This window comes from Meiothermus ruber DSM 1279, from assembly GCF_000024425.1.
Lineage (GTDB): Bacteria > Deinococcota > Deinococci > Deinococcales > Thermaceae > Meiothermus > Meiothermus ruber.
Genome location: NC_013946.1, coordinates 127422 through 145608 on the forward strand (window position 1 = coordinate 127422; position 18187 = coordinate 145608).

The 18187-nt window shown below is 63.0% G+C and carries 17 protein-coding genes; 9 read left to right on the plus strand and 8 right to left on the minus strand.

All coding sequences use genetic code 11. The annotated features are described in order from the left end of the window. Window positions 1–42 precede the first annotated feature (42 nt). Genes MRUB_RS00760 through MRUB_RS00780 form a run of 5 tightly spaced genes read left to right on the plus strand, consistent with a single transcriptional unit; the run spans window position 43 to window position 4984 of the window. A complete protein-coding gene (locus MRUB_RS00760; RefSeq protein WP_015586254.1) occupies window positions 43–1065 on the plus strand; it encodes an ABC transporter ATP-binding protein in 1023 nt (340 codons plus the stop codon). Then, window positions 1062–1985, plus strand: coding sequence for an ABC transporter permease (locus MRUB_RS00765; RefSeq protein ID WP_013012449.1), 924 nt, complete (start codon window positions 1062–1064; stop codon window positions 1983–1985). Before MRUB_RS00760 ends, MRUB_RS00765 begins: the two co-directional genes overlap by 4 nt. A gap of 32 nt (window positions 1986–2017) precedes the next feature. Continuing rightward, the gene (locus MRUB_RS00770) at window positions 2018–2827 is read left to right on the plus strand and encodes an ABC transporter permease (RefSeq protein ID WP_013012450.1); all 810 of its coding nucleotides are present in this window, start codon (window positions 2018–2020) and stop codon (window positions 2825–2827) included. 49 nt (window positions 2828–2876) lie between these two features. After that, window positions 2877–4319: a gamma-aminobutyraldehyde dehydrogenase gene (locus MRUB_RS00775; protein ID WP_013012451.1), complete on the plus strand. Its 1443-nt coding sequence runs from the start codon at window positions 2877–2879 to the stop codon at window positions 4317–4319. Between the two features lie 59 nt (window positions 4320–4378). Next, complete coding sequence (locus tag MRUB_RS00780) at window positions 4379–4984, plus strand: HD domain-containing protein (RefSeq protein WP_013012452.1); 606 nt, start codon at window positions 4379–4381, stop codon at window positions 4982–4984. Window positions 4985–4995: 11 nt separating this feature from the next. Here MRUB_RS00780 and MRUB_RS00785 read toward each other — a convergent pair whose 3' ends face one another. Then, the gene (locus MRUB_RS00785) at window positions 4996–6354 is read right to left on the minus strand and encodes an NAD(P)/FAD-dependent oxidoreductase (protein ID WP_013012453.1); all 1359 of its coding nucleotides are present in this window, start codon (window positions 6352–6354) and stop codon (window positions 4996–4998) included. A 248-nt stretch (window positions 6355–6602) separates the two neighbouring features. Here MRUB_RS00785 and MRUB_RS00790 point away from each other — a divergent pair, with 248 nt between their 5' ends. Next, window positions 6603–8306, plus strand: a complete 1704-nt coding sequence (locus MRUB_RS00790; protein ID WP_152024859.1) for a hypothetical protein — start codon at window positions 6603–6605, stop codon at window positions 8304–8306. Window positions 8307–8315: 9 nt separating this feature from the next. Next, a complete protein-coding gene (locus MRUB_RS15700; protein WP_013012455.1) occupies window positions 8316–8762 on the plus strand; it encodes a hypothetical protein in 447 nt (148 codons plus the stop codon). A 70-nt stretch (window positions 8763–8832) separates the two neighbouring features. Here MRUB_RS15700 and MRUB_RS00795 read toward each other — a convergent pair whose 3' ends face one another. From MRUB_RS00795 to nikB, 7 genes are all read right to left on the minus strand, one after another. Then, window positions 8833–10194 (minus strand): aspartate aminotransferase family protein, encoded by a 1362-nt coding sequence (locus MRUB_RS00795; protein WP_013012456.1) that lies wholly within the window; start codon window positions 10192–10194, stop codon window positions 8833–8835. Between the two features lie 12 nt (window positions 10195–10206). Beyond that, window positions 10207–10638: an aminoglycoside 6'-N-acetyltransferase gene (gene aac(6') / locus MRUB_RS00800; RefSeq protein ID WP_013012457.1), complete on the minus strand. Its 432-nt coding sequence runs from the start codon at window positions 10636–10638 to the stop codon at window positions 10207–10209. Between the two features lie 6 nt (window positions 10639–10644). After that, window positions 10645–11481: a tetratricopeptide repeat protein gene (locus MRUB_RS00805; protein WP_013012458.1), complete on the minus strand. Its 837-nt coding sequence runs from the start codon at window positions 11479–11481 to the stop codon at window positions 10645–10647. 2 nt (window positions 11482–11483) lie between these two features. Next, a complete protein-coding gene (locus MRUB_RS00810) occupies window positions 11484–13022 on the minus strand; it encodes an amidohydrolase (RefSeq protein ID WP_013012459.1) in 1539 nt (512 codons plus the stop codon). A 123-nt stretch (window positions 13023–13145) separates the two neighbouring features. Further along, a complete protein-coding gene (locus MRUB_RS00815; protein ID WP_013012460.1) occupies window positions 13146–14663 on the minus strand; it encodes an ABC transporter substrate-binding protein in 1518 nt (505 codons plus the stop codon). A gap of 41 nt (window positions 14664–14704) precedes the next feature. Next, window positions 14705–15565 (minus strand): ABC transporter permease, encoded by an 861-nt coding sequence (locus tag MRUB_RS00820; protein WP_013012461.1) that lies wholly within the window; start codon window positions 15563–15565, stop codon window positions 14705–14707. Between the two features lie 66 nt (window positions 15566–15631). Next, window positions 15632–16582, minus strand: a complete 951-nt coding sequence (gene nikB / locus MRUB_RS00825) for a nickel ABC transporter permease (RefSeq protein ID WP_013012462.1) — start codon at window positions 16580–16582, stop codon at window positions 15632–15634. 137 nt (window positions 16583–16719) lie between these two features. Between nikB and MRUB_RS00830 the strand changes: the two genes are divergently transcribed. Further along, a complete protein-coding gene (locus tag MRUB_RS00830) occupies window positions 16720–17136 on the plus strand; it encodes a PaaI family thioesterase (protein WP_013012463.1) in 417 nt (138 codons plus the stop codon). A 10-nt stretch (window positions 17137–17146) separates the two neighbouring features. Then, window positions 17147–18067 (plus strand): ADP-ribosylglycohydrolase family protein, encoded by a 921-nt coding sequence (locus tag MRUB_RS00835; protein ID WP_013012464.1) that lies wholly within the window; start codon window positions 17147–17149, stop codon window positions 18065–18067. Window positions 18068–18187 lie beyond the last annotated feature (120 nt).

The following is an 18187-nucleotide window of genomic DNA, read 5'->3' on the forward strand; positions in this document are numbered from 1 at the left end:
CCACCCACGGCAACAGACGACAACCTCGCTACGATGGTACAGATGTATAAAGAACCCGAAACCCAATCCGTTCAGGCTGCCGTGGAGCTACGCGGGGTGTCGTGTTACTTCGGCCCGGTGAAGGCGGTGGACGGGGTGGACTTGGAAATCTTGCCCGGCGAGTTCTTCTCCATGCTGGGGCCCTCGGGCTCGGGCAAAACCACCTGCCTGCGCCTGATCGGCGGCTTCGAGCAACCCACCGCGGGGCAGATTGTGCTGTTTGGGCAGGACGCTTCCAAGCTGCCGCCCTATGCCCGCGACGTCAACACGGTCTTTCAGGACTACGCGCTCTTTCCCCATATGAACGTGCGCGACAACGTGGCCTATGCGCTGATGGTGCGAGGGGTTCCCAAACCTGAGCGTCACCGGCGGGCCGAGGAGATGCTGGAACTAGTGAAGCTCTCGGGGCTGGGGGATCGGCGGCCTGGGCAGCTTTCGGGTGGGCAGCGGCAGCGGGTGGCGCTGGCTCGAGCCCTCATCAACCGGCCCAGGCTCCTGCTCCTGGACGAGCCCCTGGGGGCCCTGGACCTGAAGCTGCGCGAGGAGATGCAGATCGAACTCAAGGCCCTGCAGCGCCAGCTCGGTATCACCTTCATCTACGTGACCCACGACCAGGGCGAAGCCCTCTCGATGTCGGATCGGGTCGCGGTGTTTAATCACGGCAAAATCGAGCAGCTCGACAACCCCAAGACCCTCTACGAGTACCCCAAAACCGAGTTTGTGGCCCGCTTTGTGGGGAGTGCCAACGTGCTCGAGGGCCGCCTGCTGGGGCTTGGAACCGGCAAATACGCCCTGCGCCCGGAGCGCATCGCCATCCAGGCGGGAAGCCACAATGGGCCCAACAGCCTCTGCGGCACCTTGCTGGACATTCACTACCTGGGCGCACAGACCCGGTACGAGGTTCAGGTTGGCAACGAGCGGCTCACGGTGCTCACCTCATCGGAAGAGCAGGGCTTGCAGGTGGGCGGTGCCGTTACCCTGCGCTGGGAGCACAGTGCACTGCGGCCCCTGCAGGAGGTCTCATGAGCGGTATGACCCTGCGCCGTCGCCTTTCCGATGCGCTCTATGTGCGCCCGCTGCTGCTGTTGTTGCTGCTGCTGATACCACCTTTGCTATGGCTGGGCATCATCTACCTGGGTTCGCTTTTTAACCTGATGCTCTACAGCTTTTACTCCCTCAACGACTTTACCGGGCAGGTGGAATATAAGTTTTCACTCTCGGCTTTTCAACAATTGTTTAGCTCCCCGGCCAACGTAGACATCGTGCTACGCACCACCCTGATGGCCCTGGCGGTCACGCTGGCCTGCGCGGCCATTGGCTTTCCCATTGCCTACTACATCGCCTTTTATACCCAGGGCACGGCCCGAACCTTCTGGTATCTGATGGTGTTGCTGCCGCTGTGGTCGAGCTACCTGGTCAAGGTGTATGCCTGGCGCCTGATTCTGGCGGGCGAGGGGGTGGTGAGCTGGTTTTTCAACCTGTTGGGGCTGGGCTGGCTTTTGCAAGGCATCCTGGGCCTGCCGGTGATCGGTGGCCCCAGCCTGTCCAACAGTTACCTGGGTATGTTTCTGGTCTTTACCTACATCTGGCTTCCCTACATGATTCTGCCCATCATCGCGGCCCTCGAGCGCGTCCCCCGCTCGCTCATCCAGGCCTCGGCCGACCTGGGGGCCCGGCCCGGCCAGACCTTTCGCAAGGTGATCTGGCCGTTGGTGATACCGGGGGTGGCGGCAGGCTCCATCTTCACCTTCTCACTAACCCTGGGCGATTACATCATTCCGCAGGTGGTGGGGCAGCCGGGCTTTTTTATCGGACAGATGGTCTATGTGCAGCAGGGCACCGCGGGCAATTTGCCGCTGGCGGCGGCCTTCTCGGTGGTGCCGGTGGTGATCATCGCCATCTACCTGCTCATCGTGCGGCGGCTGGGGGCTTTCAATGCGCTGTAAACGCTCCACGCCGGTAGCCAGGAGGGACGGGTATGCCGGGTAAGCCATCCCTGGGCCTGCGGCTGGCCTTTTACCTGGGGATGCTTTTTTTGCACTTCCCCATCCTGATCATCGTTCTGTATGCCCTGACCACCGAAGACCGCACCTACCAGTTCCCGCCCCCCGGCCTGACCCTGCGTTGGTTCGGCGAGGCTTTCCAGCGGCAGGATATGTGGGCGGCCTTGTGGTTATCGCTGAAGGTGGCGGCCATGGCGACCGCCATCGCGCTGGTGCTGGGAACCATGGTGGCGGCGGCCATGTACCGCTTTCAGTTCTGGGGCAAGGACTTTATCACCGTGCTGCTCATTCTGCCCATCGCCCTGCCGGGCATCCTGACCGGTATCGCCCTCCTCACCACCTTCAAGCGGCTGGCCCTCGAGCCCGGCTTCTGGACGATTGTGATAGGCCACGCCACTTTTTGTATCGTCACGGTTTACAACAACGTGGTGGCCCGCTTCCGCCGCACCGGCTACTCCCAGATCGAGGCCTCGATGGACCTGGGGGCCGACTGGTTTACCACCTGGCGGATGGTGGTGCTGCCCAGCATCGCCACGGCTTTGCTGGCCGGCGGGATGCTCTCGTTTGCGCTGTCCTTTGACGAGGTGATCGTCACCACCTTTACCGCTGCCGACCAGAAGACCCTGCCCATCTGGTTCCTGAACGAGCTCTTCAGGCCCCGCGAGCGCCCCATCACCAACGTGGTGGCGGTCTTCGTGATGCTCATAACCTTTCTGCCCATCGTGCTGGCCCAGTGGCTGACCCGCGACACCGACGACCTGCACGGCGGCGGTAAAACGGGCTGAGGCAGCAAAACCATTCCCACATCTTCGGACGAAAGAGAGGAAATCCCATATGCTAAAAACCCGCATAACACAGGACAAGATGCTGATTGGTGGCGAGTTTGTAGCCGGGGAGAGCACCCCGCTGGAGATCCTTAACCCGGCCACCGGCGAGGTGCTCTTGAAGCTGCCGGAGGCCTCGGTGGAGCAGGTTAAGCAAGCCGTAGCCGCTGCAGAAAAGGCCTTTGAGGCCTGGTCACAGACCACCCCCAAAGACCGCTCCATGATGCTGCTCAAGCTGGCCGACAAAATTGATGAGCACGCCGAGGAGCTGGCCCGGCTGGAATCGCTCAACTGCGGCAAACCCTACCTGGCGGCGCTGAACGACGAAATCCCGGCCATCTCGGACTGCTTCCGCTTTTTTGCCGGGGCGGTGCGCTCGATGACTGGGGCGCTGGCGGGCGAGTACCTGGCCGGCCACACCAGCATGATCCGCCGCGACCCCATTGGGGTGGTGGCGAGCATTGCCCCCTGGAACTACCCCCTGATGATGGCGGCCTGGAAGCTGGCCCCGGCCCTGGCGGCGGGCAACACGGTGGTGCTCAAACCCAGCGAGCAGACCCCCCTGACCACCCTCAAGCTGGCCGAGTTTATGGCGGAAATTTTCCCGCCGGGGGTGGTTAATGTGATCACCGGGGTTGGGGAGAGTGTGGGTTCTACGCTCATCCACCAACCGGCGGTGCGGATGATCTCGCTGACCGGCGATGTGGCCACCGGTAAGCGGGTGCTCGAGGCCGCCGCCGGTAGCCTCAAGCGCACCCACCTCGAGCTCGGCGGCAAGGCCCCGGTGATCGTGATGGACGACGCCGACCTCGAGGCCGCCGTGCAGGGCATCAAAATCTTTGGCTACTACAACGCCGGCCAGGACTGCACCGCGGCCTGCCGGGTGTACGCCGGCAAGAAAATCTACGACAAATTCGTGGCCGAGCTGTCCGATGCGGTCAAGTCCATCAAGGTGGGGGCCCAGACCGACGAAGGGGTGGAGATGGGCCCCCTGATTACCGAGCGGCAGCGGGCGCGGGTGGCCAGCTTCGTGGAGCGGGCCAAGATGCAGAAGCACATCGAGATTACCGCCGGTGGACACCCCGTGGAGGGCCGGGGCTTCTTCTACGAGCCCACGGTGGTGGCCGGGGCCTTGCAGTCCGACGAAATTGTGCGGCGCGAGGTGTTTGGGCCGGTGGTCTCGGTCACCCGCTTCTCCGACCCCGAGGAGGCCATCGCCTGGGCCAACGACTCCGACTACGGCCTGGCCAGCTCGGTCTGGACGCAGGATGTGGGCAAGGCCATGCGCATTGCCAGCCGCTTGCAGTACGGCTGCACCTGGATCAACACCCACTTCATGCTGGTCAACGAGATGCCCCACGGGGGGCTCAAGCAGTCGGGCTACGGCAAGGATATGAGCCTGTACGCGCTCGAGGACTACACCGTGGCGCGGCATATTATGGTCAAGCACTGAAGCGTCCGACGGCACACCAAGAACCGGTTGTAGAGCAGCCAACGGGTGGTGTAGAGACCATGGAACTCACAAACCGCTACGCAGAGGCCCTCGAGCTCGCCTACGAGCTGCACAAGCACCAGTACCGCAAGGGCACCGAGATTCCCTATCTCTCCCACCTGTTGGCGGTGAGCGCCCTGGTGATGGAACATGGGGGTGGTGAGGACGAGGCCATCGCGGCGCTGCTGCACGATGCGGTGGAGGACGCCGGTAAGGTGCTGCAGAGCGAAGCGGGGGTACGGGTGCTCGAGCACATCCGGCAGCGCTTCGGCGAGGCGGTGGCGCAGATTGTCCGGGAGTGCAGCGATACCGAGACGGAACCCAAGCCGCCCTACCTGGAACGCAAGCAGGCCTACCTGCGCCACCTCACCGAGGCGTCACCTCCTGCCCGACTGGTCTCGGCAGCCGATAAGCTGCACAACCTGCGGGCCATTGTGGCCGACTACCGCACCCATGGCGAGGCGCTGTGGCAGCGCTTTGTGAGCGAGGCGGAGACCATCGAGGAAAAACGCCGCCTGACCCTGTGGTATTACCGCGAGCTGGCTAAGGAGTTCTCGAGTGATGGCGGCTCCAGGCTGATTGGCGCCGAGCTCGAGCGGCTTTTATCCGGTTTCGACGGCATGTAAAGAGCTCGAGGTCAAAGCTGGCCGGTATCGCCCCAGCCCTTCAGCCGTTGCTGGTAGACCGGGTCTTGGTAGCGCGACAGCAAAAAGGCCGGGGCATAGCTGGGCAGGGCCGCGCCGGTCAGATGGGCGGCCAGCAGCTCCCCCGCCGCGCAGGCGGCCATAACCCCAAAGCCCGACAAAGCCCCCACCAGATAGGCCCCCTTGACCGGCAGCGGGCCAATCAGGGGGCGGTTTTCCTGGGTCTTGAGGTAGTAGCCGCCGTCTATCCAGGGCCGGGGGGCTTTGTCGAAGTACTGCCGCAGGCCGGGTAGCATCACCGAGAAGCCGCGCAGGGCCACATCGGCGTAGTGGGGCTCCGGGGGGATGGGGAAGGTGGGTGTAAGGGGCTCGGTGTGGTAGTTGTACAGCACGATTAAGGTGGTGCTTTCCCCGTGGCCGTCGGGCCGGCCATGCACCCCCGAAGGCAGCCGCTCCAGCAGCCACCGGGTGGAGGCGTCCTCGGCCAGCAGGGCGCGCTCCTGGGGGCTCCAGGGCAGTTCCACTTCGTCCAGCCAGATCAGCATGGGGGCCTCGCGGGGCACCACGCCCAGGTGCTCGCTGAAGCTCATCTTGCGGTGTAGCTCGGCAAACACCGGCAGCTCGAGCCCCAGCAAGGCCGCCACTTCTTTCTGCATGGGCCCGGCGGCATTGACGAAGACCGGCGCCTGAATGAAGCGCAGCGCACCGTCTTTCTGCCGCACCTGCACACCCTGCACCGCGCCCCCCGCCGTCTCGACCCCCACCACCTGGCCCGATAGAAGCCGCACCCCGTGGCCTCGAGCCTCCTCCAGCAGGTACATACCCAACTGCTGGGCCGAGAGCCAGCCCGCCCGCCGCACGTGCAGCACGGCCTGGGTGTCGGGGGACAGGTAGGGGAAGTGCTGGCGAATCAGGCTTTGCGAGGTGAGCAGGTCGGCCCCGTCCTGGGGGCCACCGGGGTAGGCCGCAGAAGGGTGGCTGTGCACCCGCAGGGCCCCCGCGCCCTGCTGGGCGGCCTGCTCGGCGGCCTGGGCCAGCCGGTCAATTTTGCTGGCCTCGGCGGTGGCGTACAGATAGCCGCGCCGGTTGAGCTGGATGCGGTTGGCCGACTGCTGAGCAATCTCCTCCAGCAGCTCGATGCTGCGGTTCATAAAGGCCACCATGGCCCCATCGGGGCCGGGCCACCAGTTGCGGTAGGCCTCGGTGGACTTGTCCGAGGTGAGCGAGAGCGGGTCGCCCTGCTCAACGATCACCACCTCCTTCAAGCCCCGCTTCACCGCCAGGTGGTAGGCCGCCGCCACCCCGGCAATGCCGGCCCCACAGATCACGACCTCGGCTGTTTGCTCTGGCATATACTGTATACAGTATACATCTAGCTTCAAACCAGAGAACAGCACAGCTACATAAAACCGGGTCTAGCATTGGTGTTTAAGAAGGAAAAACTGAATTGTACCAAGTTTATATAGTGATTATCTGATTGACTATACTCGCGCACCCAGTCTAAACTGAGCCAGGCTGCCCAAAATGTAGCCTGGACTATGGAGGTGCATTCAGCTATGCGTGTTTCATCTTTTGGTCGTTGGTCGTTGGGCTAGTTCTGTTGCTGGCGGCGTGCGGGACGCAGCAGATTAAAACAGCACATGATGCACAGCCCTGGGATGGTGAACCCGTGCCGCTTGCTTTGGCCCAAGCCCTAACCCTGGGCATGAAGGTTTCTGCTGGCGGGGTCAGCTTGCAGGAAGCTAAGACCTACAAATTTGCCAGTGAAATCGTTTATGACCTATCCCTCAAACCTTTGCATCACCTGTTGTTGGTGGGGCCAGAAACCACCGATTTTTGGGGCACCATAGCCAACCCCGGAGATAAAAACTACGCGCTCTATGCGGTTGGCGCGACAGATAAGCGTAGCTTCTTCTCGTTCATCATTCCTGCGGGCAGCTTCAAGAGCCTGGCCGAAACACGGGCCAAAGCAGGCTCGTTCAGGCGCTTCTTGAGTCCTTCGGTTGGGGTGCTGTACCTGGAAGACAACACAGGGCGGGTTTGGGATGTTAACACCGCAACAGAAGTGGGCGCCGAGCAAATGAAGGTGTGGCGTCAAGCCCAGCGTGTGCTGTTTGAGCAGCGGCAAAAGGACGGTATCTTGGACAAAATCAAGGAAGACTGGGACAGACTGCGCACTGAGGCCAGCCAGAAGGGCCTGGCTCAAAGCGGGGGGCTCCCCACTCTAGACGAAGTGACCCTGCCCAACGGCCACCTGGATGTACCTAAACTGATCACTGCACTGGAAGCCCAGAAAGCTGCCAAAGGGGTTAGCGCCAACTACACCAACGAGCGGGCCTGGTGCATGGGCTGGTTCTGTGCGGGTATGGGTTATGCCAGCGTGGTGCGCAAGAACCGCTACAACGGTGACTTGGCGAATAACAACCTCTACAATCCGGATAACCCCCAAGACTACAGTGACTGCAACATCAGCGGGCAAAAATGCCGTATTGCCAACGACATACATAATGCCGATCCGCTTGGGAACCTACAATGGATCAACTATTACCGGTATGCTCCCGCCGACGGTTACTGGGGAGCATGGGATGCTGGTCTCAGCGGACTAGGACGTCTAAACAACATTGGTTGTGGGCCGCTTGCAATAACCCGGTTGTTTGCCTGGTACGCTACTGAGCGTCAGAACTACGGTTCATATAACGTAAACTTTATTAACTCCGGCACCGCGCCCAGTACCGCCTATGTCATTGCGCAGGAAATGTTTGAACCCGTCTACCTTGGTACACGAGACGGTCAAAATGTCTATCAGCCACGGATTGCTCGCTACACCGATACCTGGTGGTTTCAGAACTCAGATCAAGGTCTTACCCGAGACACCAACATGATCCCAGGTGCAAACAACTGGATTCGGGATAGGGCGAGTGCGGAAGGGAAAAACTGGGAGATGCGGGGGAGCCACAAAGCCTGGGTGAATATAGTCTACGCGGCCACGGGATGGACTGTTGTGGCAATTCCCATCGCATGGATAGACTTCAGTCAACACACCTGGCGCGTGCGCGATATAGCGCGTGGCAAGATTGGGCGAGACAATGAGCCGGTGATTGCGATGTACGGGCAGGGCACTTTAGGCCACTTTGCTATGTCCCAGGCTTATATTGTGCACGAGGGCTGGTTCTCGGCCAATCTGTTTCTTTGGATTAGGAGGGAAGCAAACTCCTGGGCGCAAGATTTGTTGCAAGGTGGTTTCGTCAACGTTACCGACATGGCCAGCTACTACAGTGGGGCATTTGGCATGTATAGGAGATAGGTGGTTGCGATGAAGTTCTACAGGTTGTTTCCCCTCCTAGCGATTGCTCTAGTAGGATGTCAGTTGAGTTACTATGTATCAGTCACCGAAGTGGAATACACATCAAAAGGGGTATGTTCGGGGGTTGAACTGACGACCAACAACCAAAAAATAACGGGTATTGGCTACCTGTACAGAACAGAGGGTAGAGCCGACTCGGTACGCCTGACACCAGGCCAGCCTGTGCGTATTCCAGACCCGAACCCTGAGCCCAGGCGAACCAGCTATATTCTTGGTTTTGATGGTCCCGTGCGTAATTCCGCAGAGGTCGACCTAACTTGGAGGTGTCTGCCCGATAAACAGCCGCTAGGGGTGCAGTTTACCTACTATGGTGGCCAGTCGACCATAAAAGGGCTGCGTATTACTGAAAACCCTGCCTCACCTCACGGATTTGACATTGAGGTAGTGGATTTCTGACCGCAAGAGCCGAGTTGGGAACACTCAACCGAATCGCTTGATTGCACATCTGCGGGTGCGCTGATTGAGACTATCCGATAAGCGCCCTAACCGCCTCCTCGAACACCTCGGTATGCCGCCGCACCTGGGCCGCGGTGGTCTCGGGCGAGATCAGGGTCATGTTGTGGAAGGGGGTGAGCAGGATGCCACGGTTCAGCATGAAGAGGTGGATGAAGGGGTCGAGGTCGGGGTCCTGGCCGGCCAGGGCCTCGCTGCCGTTTTGGGCGGGGTTGGGGCGGAAGAGGTACTCGACCCGGCAGCCTACGCGGGTGACGTGCCAGGGCAGGCGGTAGCGCGTCATCACCTCCTGCACCTCGGCCTCGAGCTGCCTTCCCAGGGCGATCATGTGCTGGTAAGCGGCCTCGGTCAGGACGTGCTCGAGGGTGGCCCGCATGGCCGCCAGCGAGAGGGCGTTGGCCGCCAGGGTGCCGCCAATCCCGCCGGTGTCGGCGTAGGGGGGCTGGATGACCGCCTGGGCCCGCCGGCCTACTTCCTCGGTAAAGCCGTAGGCGGCGCTGGGAATGCCGCTGCCCAGGGGCTTGCCCACCGTAAGCATGTCGGGCTCGAGGCCGTGGGCGCGGGTATAGCCGCCTGGCCCCGCCGAGAGGGTGTGGGTCTCGTCCAGAATCAAAAGCGTGCCGTAGCGGCGGGTGAGCTCGCGCAGGGCCTGATGAAAACCGGGGGCAGGCTGCACGATGCCCACGTTGGTCATCACCGGCTCGGCCAATACTGCCGCCACGTCGCCGGGGCGCAGGGCTTCTTCCAGGGCCTCCGGGTCGTTCCATTCCACCACCTTGGTGGTGAGGGTGGGGTCTACTTGCGGCCCGATGTTGCCGGGGCGGCTAGCGGGTTTGCCCTCTACCAGCCAGGCATAAGCCTCGTCCACGGTGCCGTGGTAGCAGCCGTGGAAGACCAGCACCCGGGGCCGGGCGGTGATGGCCCGCGCCAGCCGGAGGGCAAAGCGGTTGGCGTCGGTGGCCGAGAGGGCAAACTGCCAGTACTTCAGGCCAAAGCGGCGCTGCAACTCCTCGGCCACCCAGAAGGCGTTTTCGCTGGGCAGCATGGTGGTGATGCCCTTGTGGAGCTGTTCGGTAATGGCCGGTAGCGCGGCGGCGGGGGCGTGGCCGGTCATGGCCCCGGTGTCGCCCAGGCAGAGGTCAATGTATTCGTGCCCATCCACATCGCGGAACGTAGCACCCCTGGCCTCGGCCACAAAGATGGGGAAGCCCCCCGGCCAGCGGGTCATCCAGTGCATGGGCACGCCCGCAAGGAGGGAGTGCTGGGCACGGCGGTAGAGCTCTAGCGAACGCGGGTGCTGCTCGGCGAAGCGCTGCTGCTCGGCTTGCATCAGGGCCCTGACTTTGTTGCGATCTATGGTTGCGGTGTGGGGCATGGCACCTCTCCTTTACAGCGATTTGCGAAAACAGACCGTGCGCTCTACTTCCTGGTAGCCCAGGCGCGCGTGGGCCTGGTGGCTTGGGGTGTTGGATAGCTCGCTGTCGGAGGCCATCTCGCTACAGCCTTTTGCCCTGGCCCAGTCTTCGGCGGCCTGCACCAGCCGGCGCCCAATGCCGGTTTTGCGGTGCTTTGGCGCGACGTACCAGCCTTCCAGATAGCCCACCGGGCTGCTGTCGCAACCCTCGGCATACTCGCGGAGCGAAACCTCCACAAAGCCAGCAAGCCGCCCCTTTTGCTCGGCCACAAAGCTGGCGAGGTGAGGGTGGTTCAGGATTTTGCTTACCTCGAGCTCGAAGTCGGCTGCGCTGTCGGGCCACAGGGCCGTGCGGAGGACAAAGTAGGCGGGCAGGTCTTGGGGTTGTAATGGGCGGATGGTCATGGGGTCTCAGTGCTGTTCCAGCCAGCGCTGTGCATGGGGGTTCTTGACCCAGGCGGCGCCCAGCTCGACAAAACAGTAAATGGCCTCGGAATCCTGTCCAGGTGAGTAAAAACCGGGTAGCTCCTTGGGTAGGGGCTTCCAACCGCCCAGGTAGGATTCGGCGTGGGGGTTGATTTTACGTGCAACCCCCAAGGCTTCCTGGGCCGCCTCGAGGTTCCCCGCAAGAAACTCGAGCAACACTTTACCCCAGGCCCAGAAGGCGCTGTGCTCCTGATCGTACCGATTCCATAGCTTACGGGCGTCACCAAGCTTGTTGAGCGCCAGGTAATGCCCCAGCAGCGCGTAGCGCACCCCCTGGTTGTCGTTGGGGTTGAGCTTCAGCATCTGCTCGTAGATTTGCACGGCCTTGGGTAGCTGCCCCGCTTTTTCGTAGAGCCGGGCCAGCGTATGCAGGGCCCGCATATAGGGCCGGGTCTCCACGAAGCCCCAGAAATGCCCTTTGAATATCTCGATGTTTTTCTTACCTAAGTCGCGTTCGCCGGCCAGCACGATGCGTTCGTGCAGGGCAATCTGCTCGTCCGGGCTGCCGCCTACAAACCGAGCGAGCAACAGCATGGGATCGGGGTTGTTGGGATTGATGCGCAGGGCCTTGATGCAACGCTTGATCACAGCGTCTTCGCGGCTTAGTTGCATGGCCCCATAGAAGAGCTCTTGAGAGCGGTAGGCGGCCTCTGGGGTGGCTTGCTCGGCCTCGAGGTCGAGCGCCGCGTGGAGCACGCGCCGGGCCTCGAGGCGCAGTTCGGCCAGCCTGTCGGGTTTGGGGGTTTTTGCTGTGCGAGGCATGGTTACGATTCTATTCCGCTCACCAGGGTGCGATGTACTGAGAGGCTGTAGGGGTCGCGCAGGTCACCCTCGAGCACCACCAGATCGGCCCACTGGCCCACTTCTAAAGTCCCCCGGTTGGCCTCGTCGCCCTGGGCTACGGCCCCGCCCACGGTGTAGGCCCAGAGGGCTTGCTCGAGGGTCACCTGGTTGCCCTCCACCAAAGGCTCCCGCAGGGCGGCCTGCAGGCCCTTGAGCGGCTCCACCTGCTGCACCACCGGCCCATCCGAACTGAAGGCCACCGTGAGGCCCGCCTCGAACATGGCCCGCAGGTTGAAGCAGCGCGCCAGCCAGGCGTCGGGCACGTAGCGCAGGTAGTTGGCCCGCAGCTCGCGCAGGAAGATGGGCTGGGGCACGGCGATAACCCCCAGTTGGCGGGCTTTTTGCAGGTGCTCGGGGCCGGCCAGCCCGAAATGCTCGATGCGGTGGCGCGGGCCGGGCGCTTCCTGGTACAGCCGCTCGTAGACCCGCAAAACCTGATCCAGCGCCCGGTCGCCAATGGCATGGGTGCCAATGCGAAAACCCGCGCGGTGGGCTTCCAGGGCCAGCTCGAGCAGCTCCTCTTCCGCAAAGCGCAGGAGGCCGTACTGGGGGGGCTCGAGGGTTTTATACGGCTGTGAGATGGCCGCCGTGGCCCCCGAGAGGCCCCCATCGGCAAAAAACTTGACCGAGTCGCAGCGCAGCCAGTCCGAACGGTGCTTCTCGGGCAGCGGGAAGGTCTCGCTGCCCCCGTCCGGGCGGCGGATGTAGAGCAGATTAACCCGGATGGGCAGCTCGCCGCGGGCCTCCAGGGCTCGGTAGGCCGCGTAGAGCGGGGGATCTACGGCCGGGTCGGTGGCGCTGGTGATGCCCAGGCTACGCAGGTATTCCAGGCCGGCCCGGATCCAGTGCTCGTACTGGGCCTGGCTGGGCTCGCCCATGGCCCTGAACACCAGCCCGTAGGCGGTCTCGTACAGGAGGCCCTGCTCGAAATTAATCTCGCCGCCCGGCACCTGGGTCTCGAGGGTGATGCCCGCGAGCTGTAGGGCCTGTGAGTTAACCGCGTGAATGTGGGCGCAGGTGCGGGTGAGCAGCACCGGGTTGTGGGGGGCCAGCCGATCCAGCGCGGCCTTATCGGGCATGGCCCTCTCGGCCAGCAGGGCCTCGTTCCAGCCGCGCCCCCACAGCCACTCGCCGGGCTTTAGCGTTTTGGCCCGCGCCCCCACAAGGCAGTAGAGTTCCTCCAGGCTTTTGACCCCCCGCAGGTCGAGCAGGGTGGTGCGGAGCTGCCCCACCTTCCAGACGTGAATATGCGCGTCGTTGAAGCCCGGCAGCACAGTGCGGCCTTCCAGGTGGATGCGCTGGGTATCGGGGGTGGCCAGGGGCTCCACCTCCGAGAGCCTGCCCGCCGCGGCGATTTTTCCATCGCGGATGAGGAGGGCCTCGAGGGGCTTTAGAACGTAGCCTGACCCTTCAAGGGTAGGGGAGAGGATGTTACCGCCAAACAGGAGGTGCTGGGGCATGGGGCTATTGTATGGCTTTGGGGGCTCGAGTTTCGCCAACAGGCTCCCCTCGAGCCGCTACGCCCAAACGAGGGGGCGGCTCGCAAACAGTGCGGGCCGCCCGGTGAGGGGTTTGCTGAGGGCCTACTGCAGCCAGGTGTAGCGGAAGGCCAGGTAGCTGGTGTTGGGGAAGTGCAAGAAGCCCTGCACCCGGCGGTTCATGGCCTCGTACTGCGCCGAGTGGAACAGGAAGACCATGGGGCTGTCCTGCAAAACCAGCTCCTGCACCTGGGTGTAGATGCGCTGGCGCTCGCTCTGGCTCGAGACCCGCCGCCCCTGCTCCAGGAGCTGGGTGACCCGGTCGTTTTTGTACTTGGAGAGGTTCAGCGCCGAGGAGGGGTGGAAGGTGTTGAAGAGGTAGTCGTCGGGGTCGGCCTGGCCCGAGGTGCCCAGCAAGGTCACGTCGAACTCACTCCGGAGGGCCTTGGGCAGGTACACGTTCCAGTCCTCGGCCTGGATGTTCACCCGGATGCCCACCTCGGCCAGGTTGTCGCGGATTACGTCGGCGGGGGTGCGCAGGAAGTCGTAGGTGGAGGTGACGTAGAGGTTCATGGTGAAGCCGTTGGGCAGGCCGGCCTCGGCCAGGAGCTGCTTGGCTTTGGCTACATCGCGGGTGTTGTAGGGGCTGTTGGTGTAGGCATAGGCCCCCGAGGGGATGGTGGTGCCACGGGCCACAATGCCGCCGGTGCCGAAGAGGGCCAGATCCACGATGGCTTTTTTATCAATGGCGTAGGCGATGGCCTGGCGCACCTTGGGGTTGTTGTAGGGCTCACGGGTGGTGTTGAAGTACAGCGCCCGGAAGTTGGCCGAGGGCCCGCCCACCACCACCAGGTTGCGGTCGGCTTTGAGCGGCCGCACATCGGCGGCGGTAACGTACTCAATCCAGTCCACGGCCCCGGCCCGGAGGGCGGTGGAACGGGCGGCGGGGTCGGGGTAGAAGGTGTAGGTGATGCCGTCCAGGTAGGGCAGGGGGCGGCCCTGGTTGTCTTTTTGCCAGTACTTATCCCACTTGCGCACCACCAGGCGGGTCTGGGGGATGTACTCCACAAAGCGGAAGGGCCCGGTGCCGATTACGGCCTTGTTGAGGTCGTTGTTGTGTTCCTTAGCTACCTTCTCTGAAACGATGGCGTTGGTGCTGAAGGCCAGCTTGGCCAGCAGGGGGGAGAAGGGCTGGGAGAGGGTGATGACCACGGTGTTGTTGTTGGGGGCTGTGACCGAGCGCACCAGGGCGAAGTCGTTGGCGCGGGGGCTCTTGGTGGCCGGGTCTTTGATGCGGTTGATGGAGAAGACCACATCGGAGGCCTTGAGGGGGTCGCCGTTGTGGAAGGTGACCCCCGGGCGCAGGCGGAAGGTCCAGGTCAGGCCGTCCGCCGAGACGCTCCAGGACTGGGCCAGCCCCGGCACGATGCGGCCTTTGCTGTCGAGCATGACCAGGGTGTCGTAGATGTTTTCCAGCACGTTGCGGCTGGCGGTGGCGTTGGTGGTGTGGGGGTCGAGGCCCACCGGGTCGGTCTGCATCCCGGCCCGCAGGATGCCCCCCGCCTTTTGCGCCAGTGATACCGTAGCCAGAACCAGCACGAGCAGAACCAACAGTTTTTTCATTGCGCCTCCTTGCCGGTGATTATACCGGTATACAACCAAAGCTAAGCCTTTTGCAGCCGGGGGTCGAGGGCGTCGCGCAGGCCATCGCCCAGCAGGTTGAAGCCCAGCACCATCAGCACGATGGCGCACCCCGGCACCAGCGAGCCCCAGGGCGAAAGCGAGAGGAAGGCCCGCCCCTCCGAGACCATGGAGCCCAGGGCCGGGAAGGGGGGCTGGATGCCCAGGCCCAGGAACGACAGAGCCGCCTCGGCCAGCACCGCATAGGCAAAGCGCAGCGTGACCTCCACGATGAGCGGGGCGGCGGCGTTGGGCAGGATGGTACGAAAGATCATGCGGGCATCCGAAGCGCCCATGGCCCGCCCGGCCTCCACGTAAAGTTCCTCGCGCACGGTTAGAACGGCGGCCCGGGCTACCCGGATAAAGGGCCCCACAAACACCACCGAGATGGCCAGCACCAGGTTGATGAAGCCGCCCCCTAAAAAAGCCAGAAAAGCGATGGCCAGCAGGATGGCCGGATAGGCGATCAGGATGTCGGCCAGGCGGGAGATGACCAGATCGAGCCAGCCCCTGAAGTAGCCGGCCAGCAGGCCCAGGGTGCCGCCCACCAGCAACCCCGCCAGCACCGAGACCGCCGCCACCGAGAGGGAAAAGCGCGCGCCATAGAGCACCCTCGAGAGCAGGTCGCGCCCGTACTGGTCGGTGCCCAGCCAGTGCTCGGAGGAGGGGCCGCTGAGGCGGTTGGGGGGGTCGAACTTGAGGGGATCCCAGGGGGCTAGGATGGGGGCCAGGAGCGCGCCCAGCAGCACCACCAGGGTGATGAGGCCGCCAATGACGGCAGAGCGGTTGCGCAGCAGGGCCCGGATGACCAGGGCCAGATGGGAGTTGGGGGAAGCAGTGGTCATGATGGTAGGGAAAAGAAAAGGCTCGAGCGCCCGGTTTCAGCGCTTCTGAGGGGTGCCCCGAGTGGGTTACTCATACCGAATCCTAGGGTCTATGAGCGAGTAGAGCAAGTCCACCAAAAGGTTGACCAGCACCGCTGCGCTGGCTACAAACAGTACCGTGCCCTGCACCACCGGGTAGTCGCGCAGGTTGATGCCCTCGAGGGCAAAGCGCCCCACCCCGGGCAGGCTGAAGACCTGCTCGATGATCACGGCCCCGCCCAGCAACGAGCCAAACTGGATGCCAATTACCGTGACTACCGGAATCAGGGCGTTGCGCAGGGCATGGCGGAAGATCACCACCCGCTCGGCCAGCCCTTTGGCCCGCGCGGTGCGGATGTAGTCGCGCGAGAGCACCTCGAGCATCGAGCTACGCAGAATCCGGGTCACCGCCCCGGCCAGAATCAGGCCCAACGAGAGGGCCGGCAGCAGCATGTGCCGGAGGTTTTCCAGGGGGTTTTCGGTCAGGGGCACAAACCCGGCGGGGGGCAGCCAGCCCAAAGCCAGGGCAAAGAGCAAAATGAGCAGCAAAGCCAGAAAGAACCCCGGCACCGAGAGGCCCAGAATGGCAAAGAGCGAGGCGAAATAATCCACAAACCCGCCCCGTCGGATGGCCGCCAGCACGCCCAGCGGCACGGCAATCAGCAGGGCGGTGAAAAGGCCCATCAGGGTGAGCTGGAGGGTGACCGGAAAGCGCAGGGCTAGGTCTTGGGCCACCTCGCGCCCGGTGCGCAGGCTGCTGCCAAGATCGCCCTGGAGCACGGCCCCCAGCCACTGCCCAAACTGCACGTGCAGCGGCAGGTCGAGCCCGAACAGGCGGCGCAGCTCGGCCATGCGCTCGGGGCTGACGTTGGCCTCGAGGCCCACCAACTGCGTTACCACATCGCCCGGCACGGCCCGCATGAGCAAGAAGGTGATGATGGCCACGCCCAGCAGGGTGGGGATGGCGGCAAGCAGACGATTCACGACATAGCCGACCATAACGAGTAGCCAGAGTATATCGTCCCGCTGCGTTCTTGGGTCAATGCCAAATAATCTTCAAGCGACCAAGCCGGGGGTTTTGTTCTGCCGTGGCCTTCAGCATATAATGAGAGCGTCAAAAGACCTGCTGTAAGCCTATGGAACCCACACTCGAAGCCGCCCAGGCTGTACTCCGCTCACAACCATTTAGCCTACTACTTAACGCGCAGATCACATCGTTTGGGCCAGACGCTGTTGAGCTACGCATACCAATAACCGACCAGTTACAGCAGCAACACGGCTTTGTTCATGGTGGGGTGATCTCGTACGCGGCCGACAACGCCCTCACCTTTGTCGGAGGTGCGGCGCTGGGCCCCGCGGTGGTCACCTCCGAGTACAAAATCAACTACATCCGTCCGGCCAAGGGTCAGGCCCTGGTGGCCCGCGCCAACCTGGTGCACGCCGGCAAAAGCCAGGCGGTTTGCCAGTGCCAGGTGTTTGTGGTTGCGGATGATAGAGAAATTCTGTGTGCGCTGGCCCAGGGAACCATCGTTTCTATGAACCAGCCAAAGTAGGGCTTGGATTGTGAACCTAAAGGATCGCTTCCGGGGCTGCCTCCTGGGTCTTGCGGTTGGCGATGCGGTGGGGGCGGCGGTGGAGTTTTGCCCTCGAGGTAGCTTCGAGCCGCTCACCGATATGGTGGGCGGGGGCCCCCATCATCTTCTTCCCGGCCAGTGGACCGACGATACCTCAATGGCGCTGTGCCTGGCTACCAGCCTGAAGGAGTGCGGCGGGTTCGATGCCCTCGACCAGATGAACCGGTACTGCCTGTGGCAGGAAACCGGCTACCTGAGCAGCACCGGAAGCTGCTTTGGCATCGGTACAACGATCCGTACCGCCCTGGACAGGTTTCGACAAACCAAAGACCCCTATGCGGGCTCGAGCCACCCACGCACCGCGGGCAACGGCTGCATCATGCGGCTGGCCCCGGTGCCCATGTTCTATTTCCCGAACCTACAGGCAGCAGAGCACTACGCGGCCGAGAGCGCCCGAACCACCCACGGGGCCGCCGAGTGCCTCGATGCCTGCCGGTTGCTGGCCCGCATCATCTGCCGGGCGCTTTTGGGCAGGCCCAAGGATGAGGTGGTGCTGGCCGACAGCAACACCTTTACCGGAGCGGAGAAGATTGTGGCTATTGCCCAGGGGGCCTACCTCGAGAAACCCAGGGAGGCGCTTCGCGGCAGTGGGTATGTGGTCGAGAGCCTCGAGGCAGCCTTGTGGTGCTTTGTGCATACCGACAGCTTTGCCGAGGCAGTCTTGGCGGCGGCCAACCTGGGCGAGGATGCCGATACCACCGCCGCGGTATGCGGGCAGGTGGCAGGGGCCTACTACGGCGTGCAGGGAATCCCGGCTGCATGGCTGGAACGCCTGGCGCTGGGCTCGGAAATCACCGCGCTGGCCGATGGGCTGTACGGCTCGAGCCAGGAAAAAGCGGGCTGGTTTTAGCCCAGCCGTACTTTCAGCAAATCAAGCGCATTGTTTCGGAGATCGGCTGGAGAGCAACCTAAGCAGCCATCTATTGGCGGCTCGGCTTATTGTCACCTTGGTTGAAACGTTGCAATACCA

Coding starts and splice junctions, on each gene's coding strand:
- MRUB_RS00760 (WP_015586254.1), top strand. CDS start 43: ATGTATAAAGAACCCGAAACCCAATCCGTTCAGGCTGCCGTGGAGCTA.
- MRUB_RS00765 (WP_013012449.1), top strand. CDS start 1,062: ATGAGCGGTATGACCCTGCGCCGTCGCCTTTCCGATGCGCTCTATGTG.
- MRUB_RS00770 (WP_013012450.1), top strand. CDS start 2,018: ATGCCGGGTAAGCCATCCCTGGGCCTGCGGCTGGCCTTTTACCTGGGG.
- MRUB_RS00775 (WP_013012451.1), top strand. CDS start 2,877: ATGCTAAAAACCCGCATAACACAGGACAAGATGCTGATTGGTGGCGAG.
- MRUB_RS00780 (WP_013012452.1), top strand. CDS start 4,379: ATGGAACTCACAAACCGCTACGCAGAGGCCCTCGAGCTCGCCTACGAG.
- MRUB_RS00785 (WP_013012453.1), bottom strand. CDS start 6,354: ATGCCAGAGCAAACAGCCGAGGTCGTGATCTGTGGGGCCGGCATTGCC.
- MRUB_RS15700 (WP_013012455.1), top strand. CDS start 8,316: ATGAAGTTCTACAGGTTGTTTCCCCTCCTAGCGATTGCTCTAGTAGGA.
- MRUB_RS00795 (WP_013012456.1), bottom strand. CDS start 10,194: ATGCCCCACACCGCAACCATAGATCGCAACAAAGTCAGGGCCCTGATG.
- MRUB_RS00805 (WP_013012458.1), bottom strand. CDS start 11,481: ATGCCTCGCACAGCAAAAACCCCCAAACCCGACAGGCTGGCCGAACTG.
- MRUB_RS00810 (WP_013012459.1), bottom strand. CDS start 13,022: ATGCCCCAGCACCTCCTGTTTGGCGGTAACATCCTCTCCCCTACCCTT.
- MRUB_RS00815 (WP_013012460.1), bottom strand. CDS start 14,663: ATGAAAAAACTGTTGGTTCTGCTCGTGCTGGTTCTGGCTACGGTATCA.
- MRUB_RS00820 (WP_013012461.1), bottom strand. CDS start 15,565: ATGACCACTGCTTCCCCCAACTCCCATCTGGCCCTGGTCATCCGGGCC.
- nikB (WP_013012462.1), bottom strand. CDS start 16,582: ATGGTCGGCTATGTCGTGAATCGTCTGCTTGCCGCCATCCCCACCCTG.
- MRUB_RS00830 (WP_013012463.1), top strand. CDS start 16,720: ATGGAACCCACACTCGAAGCCGCCCAGGCTGTACTCCGCTCACAACCA.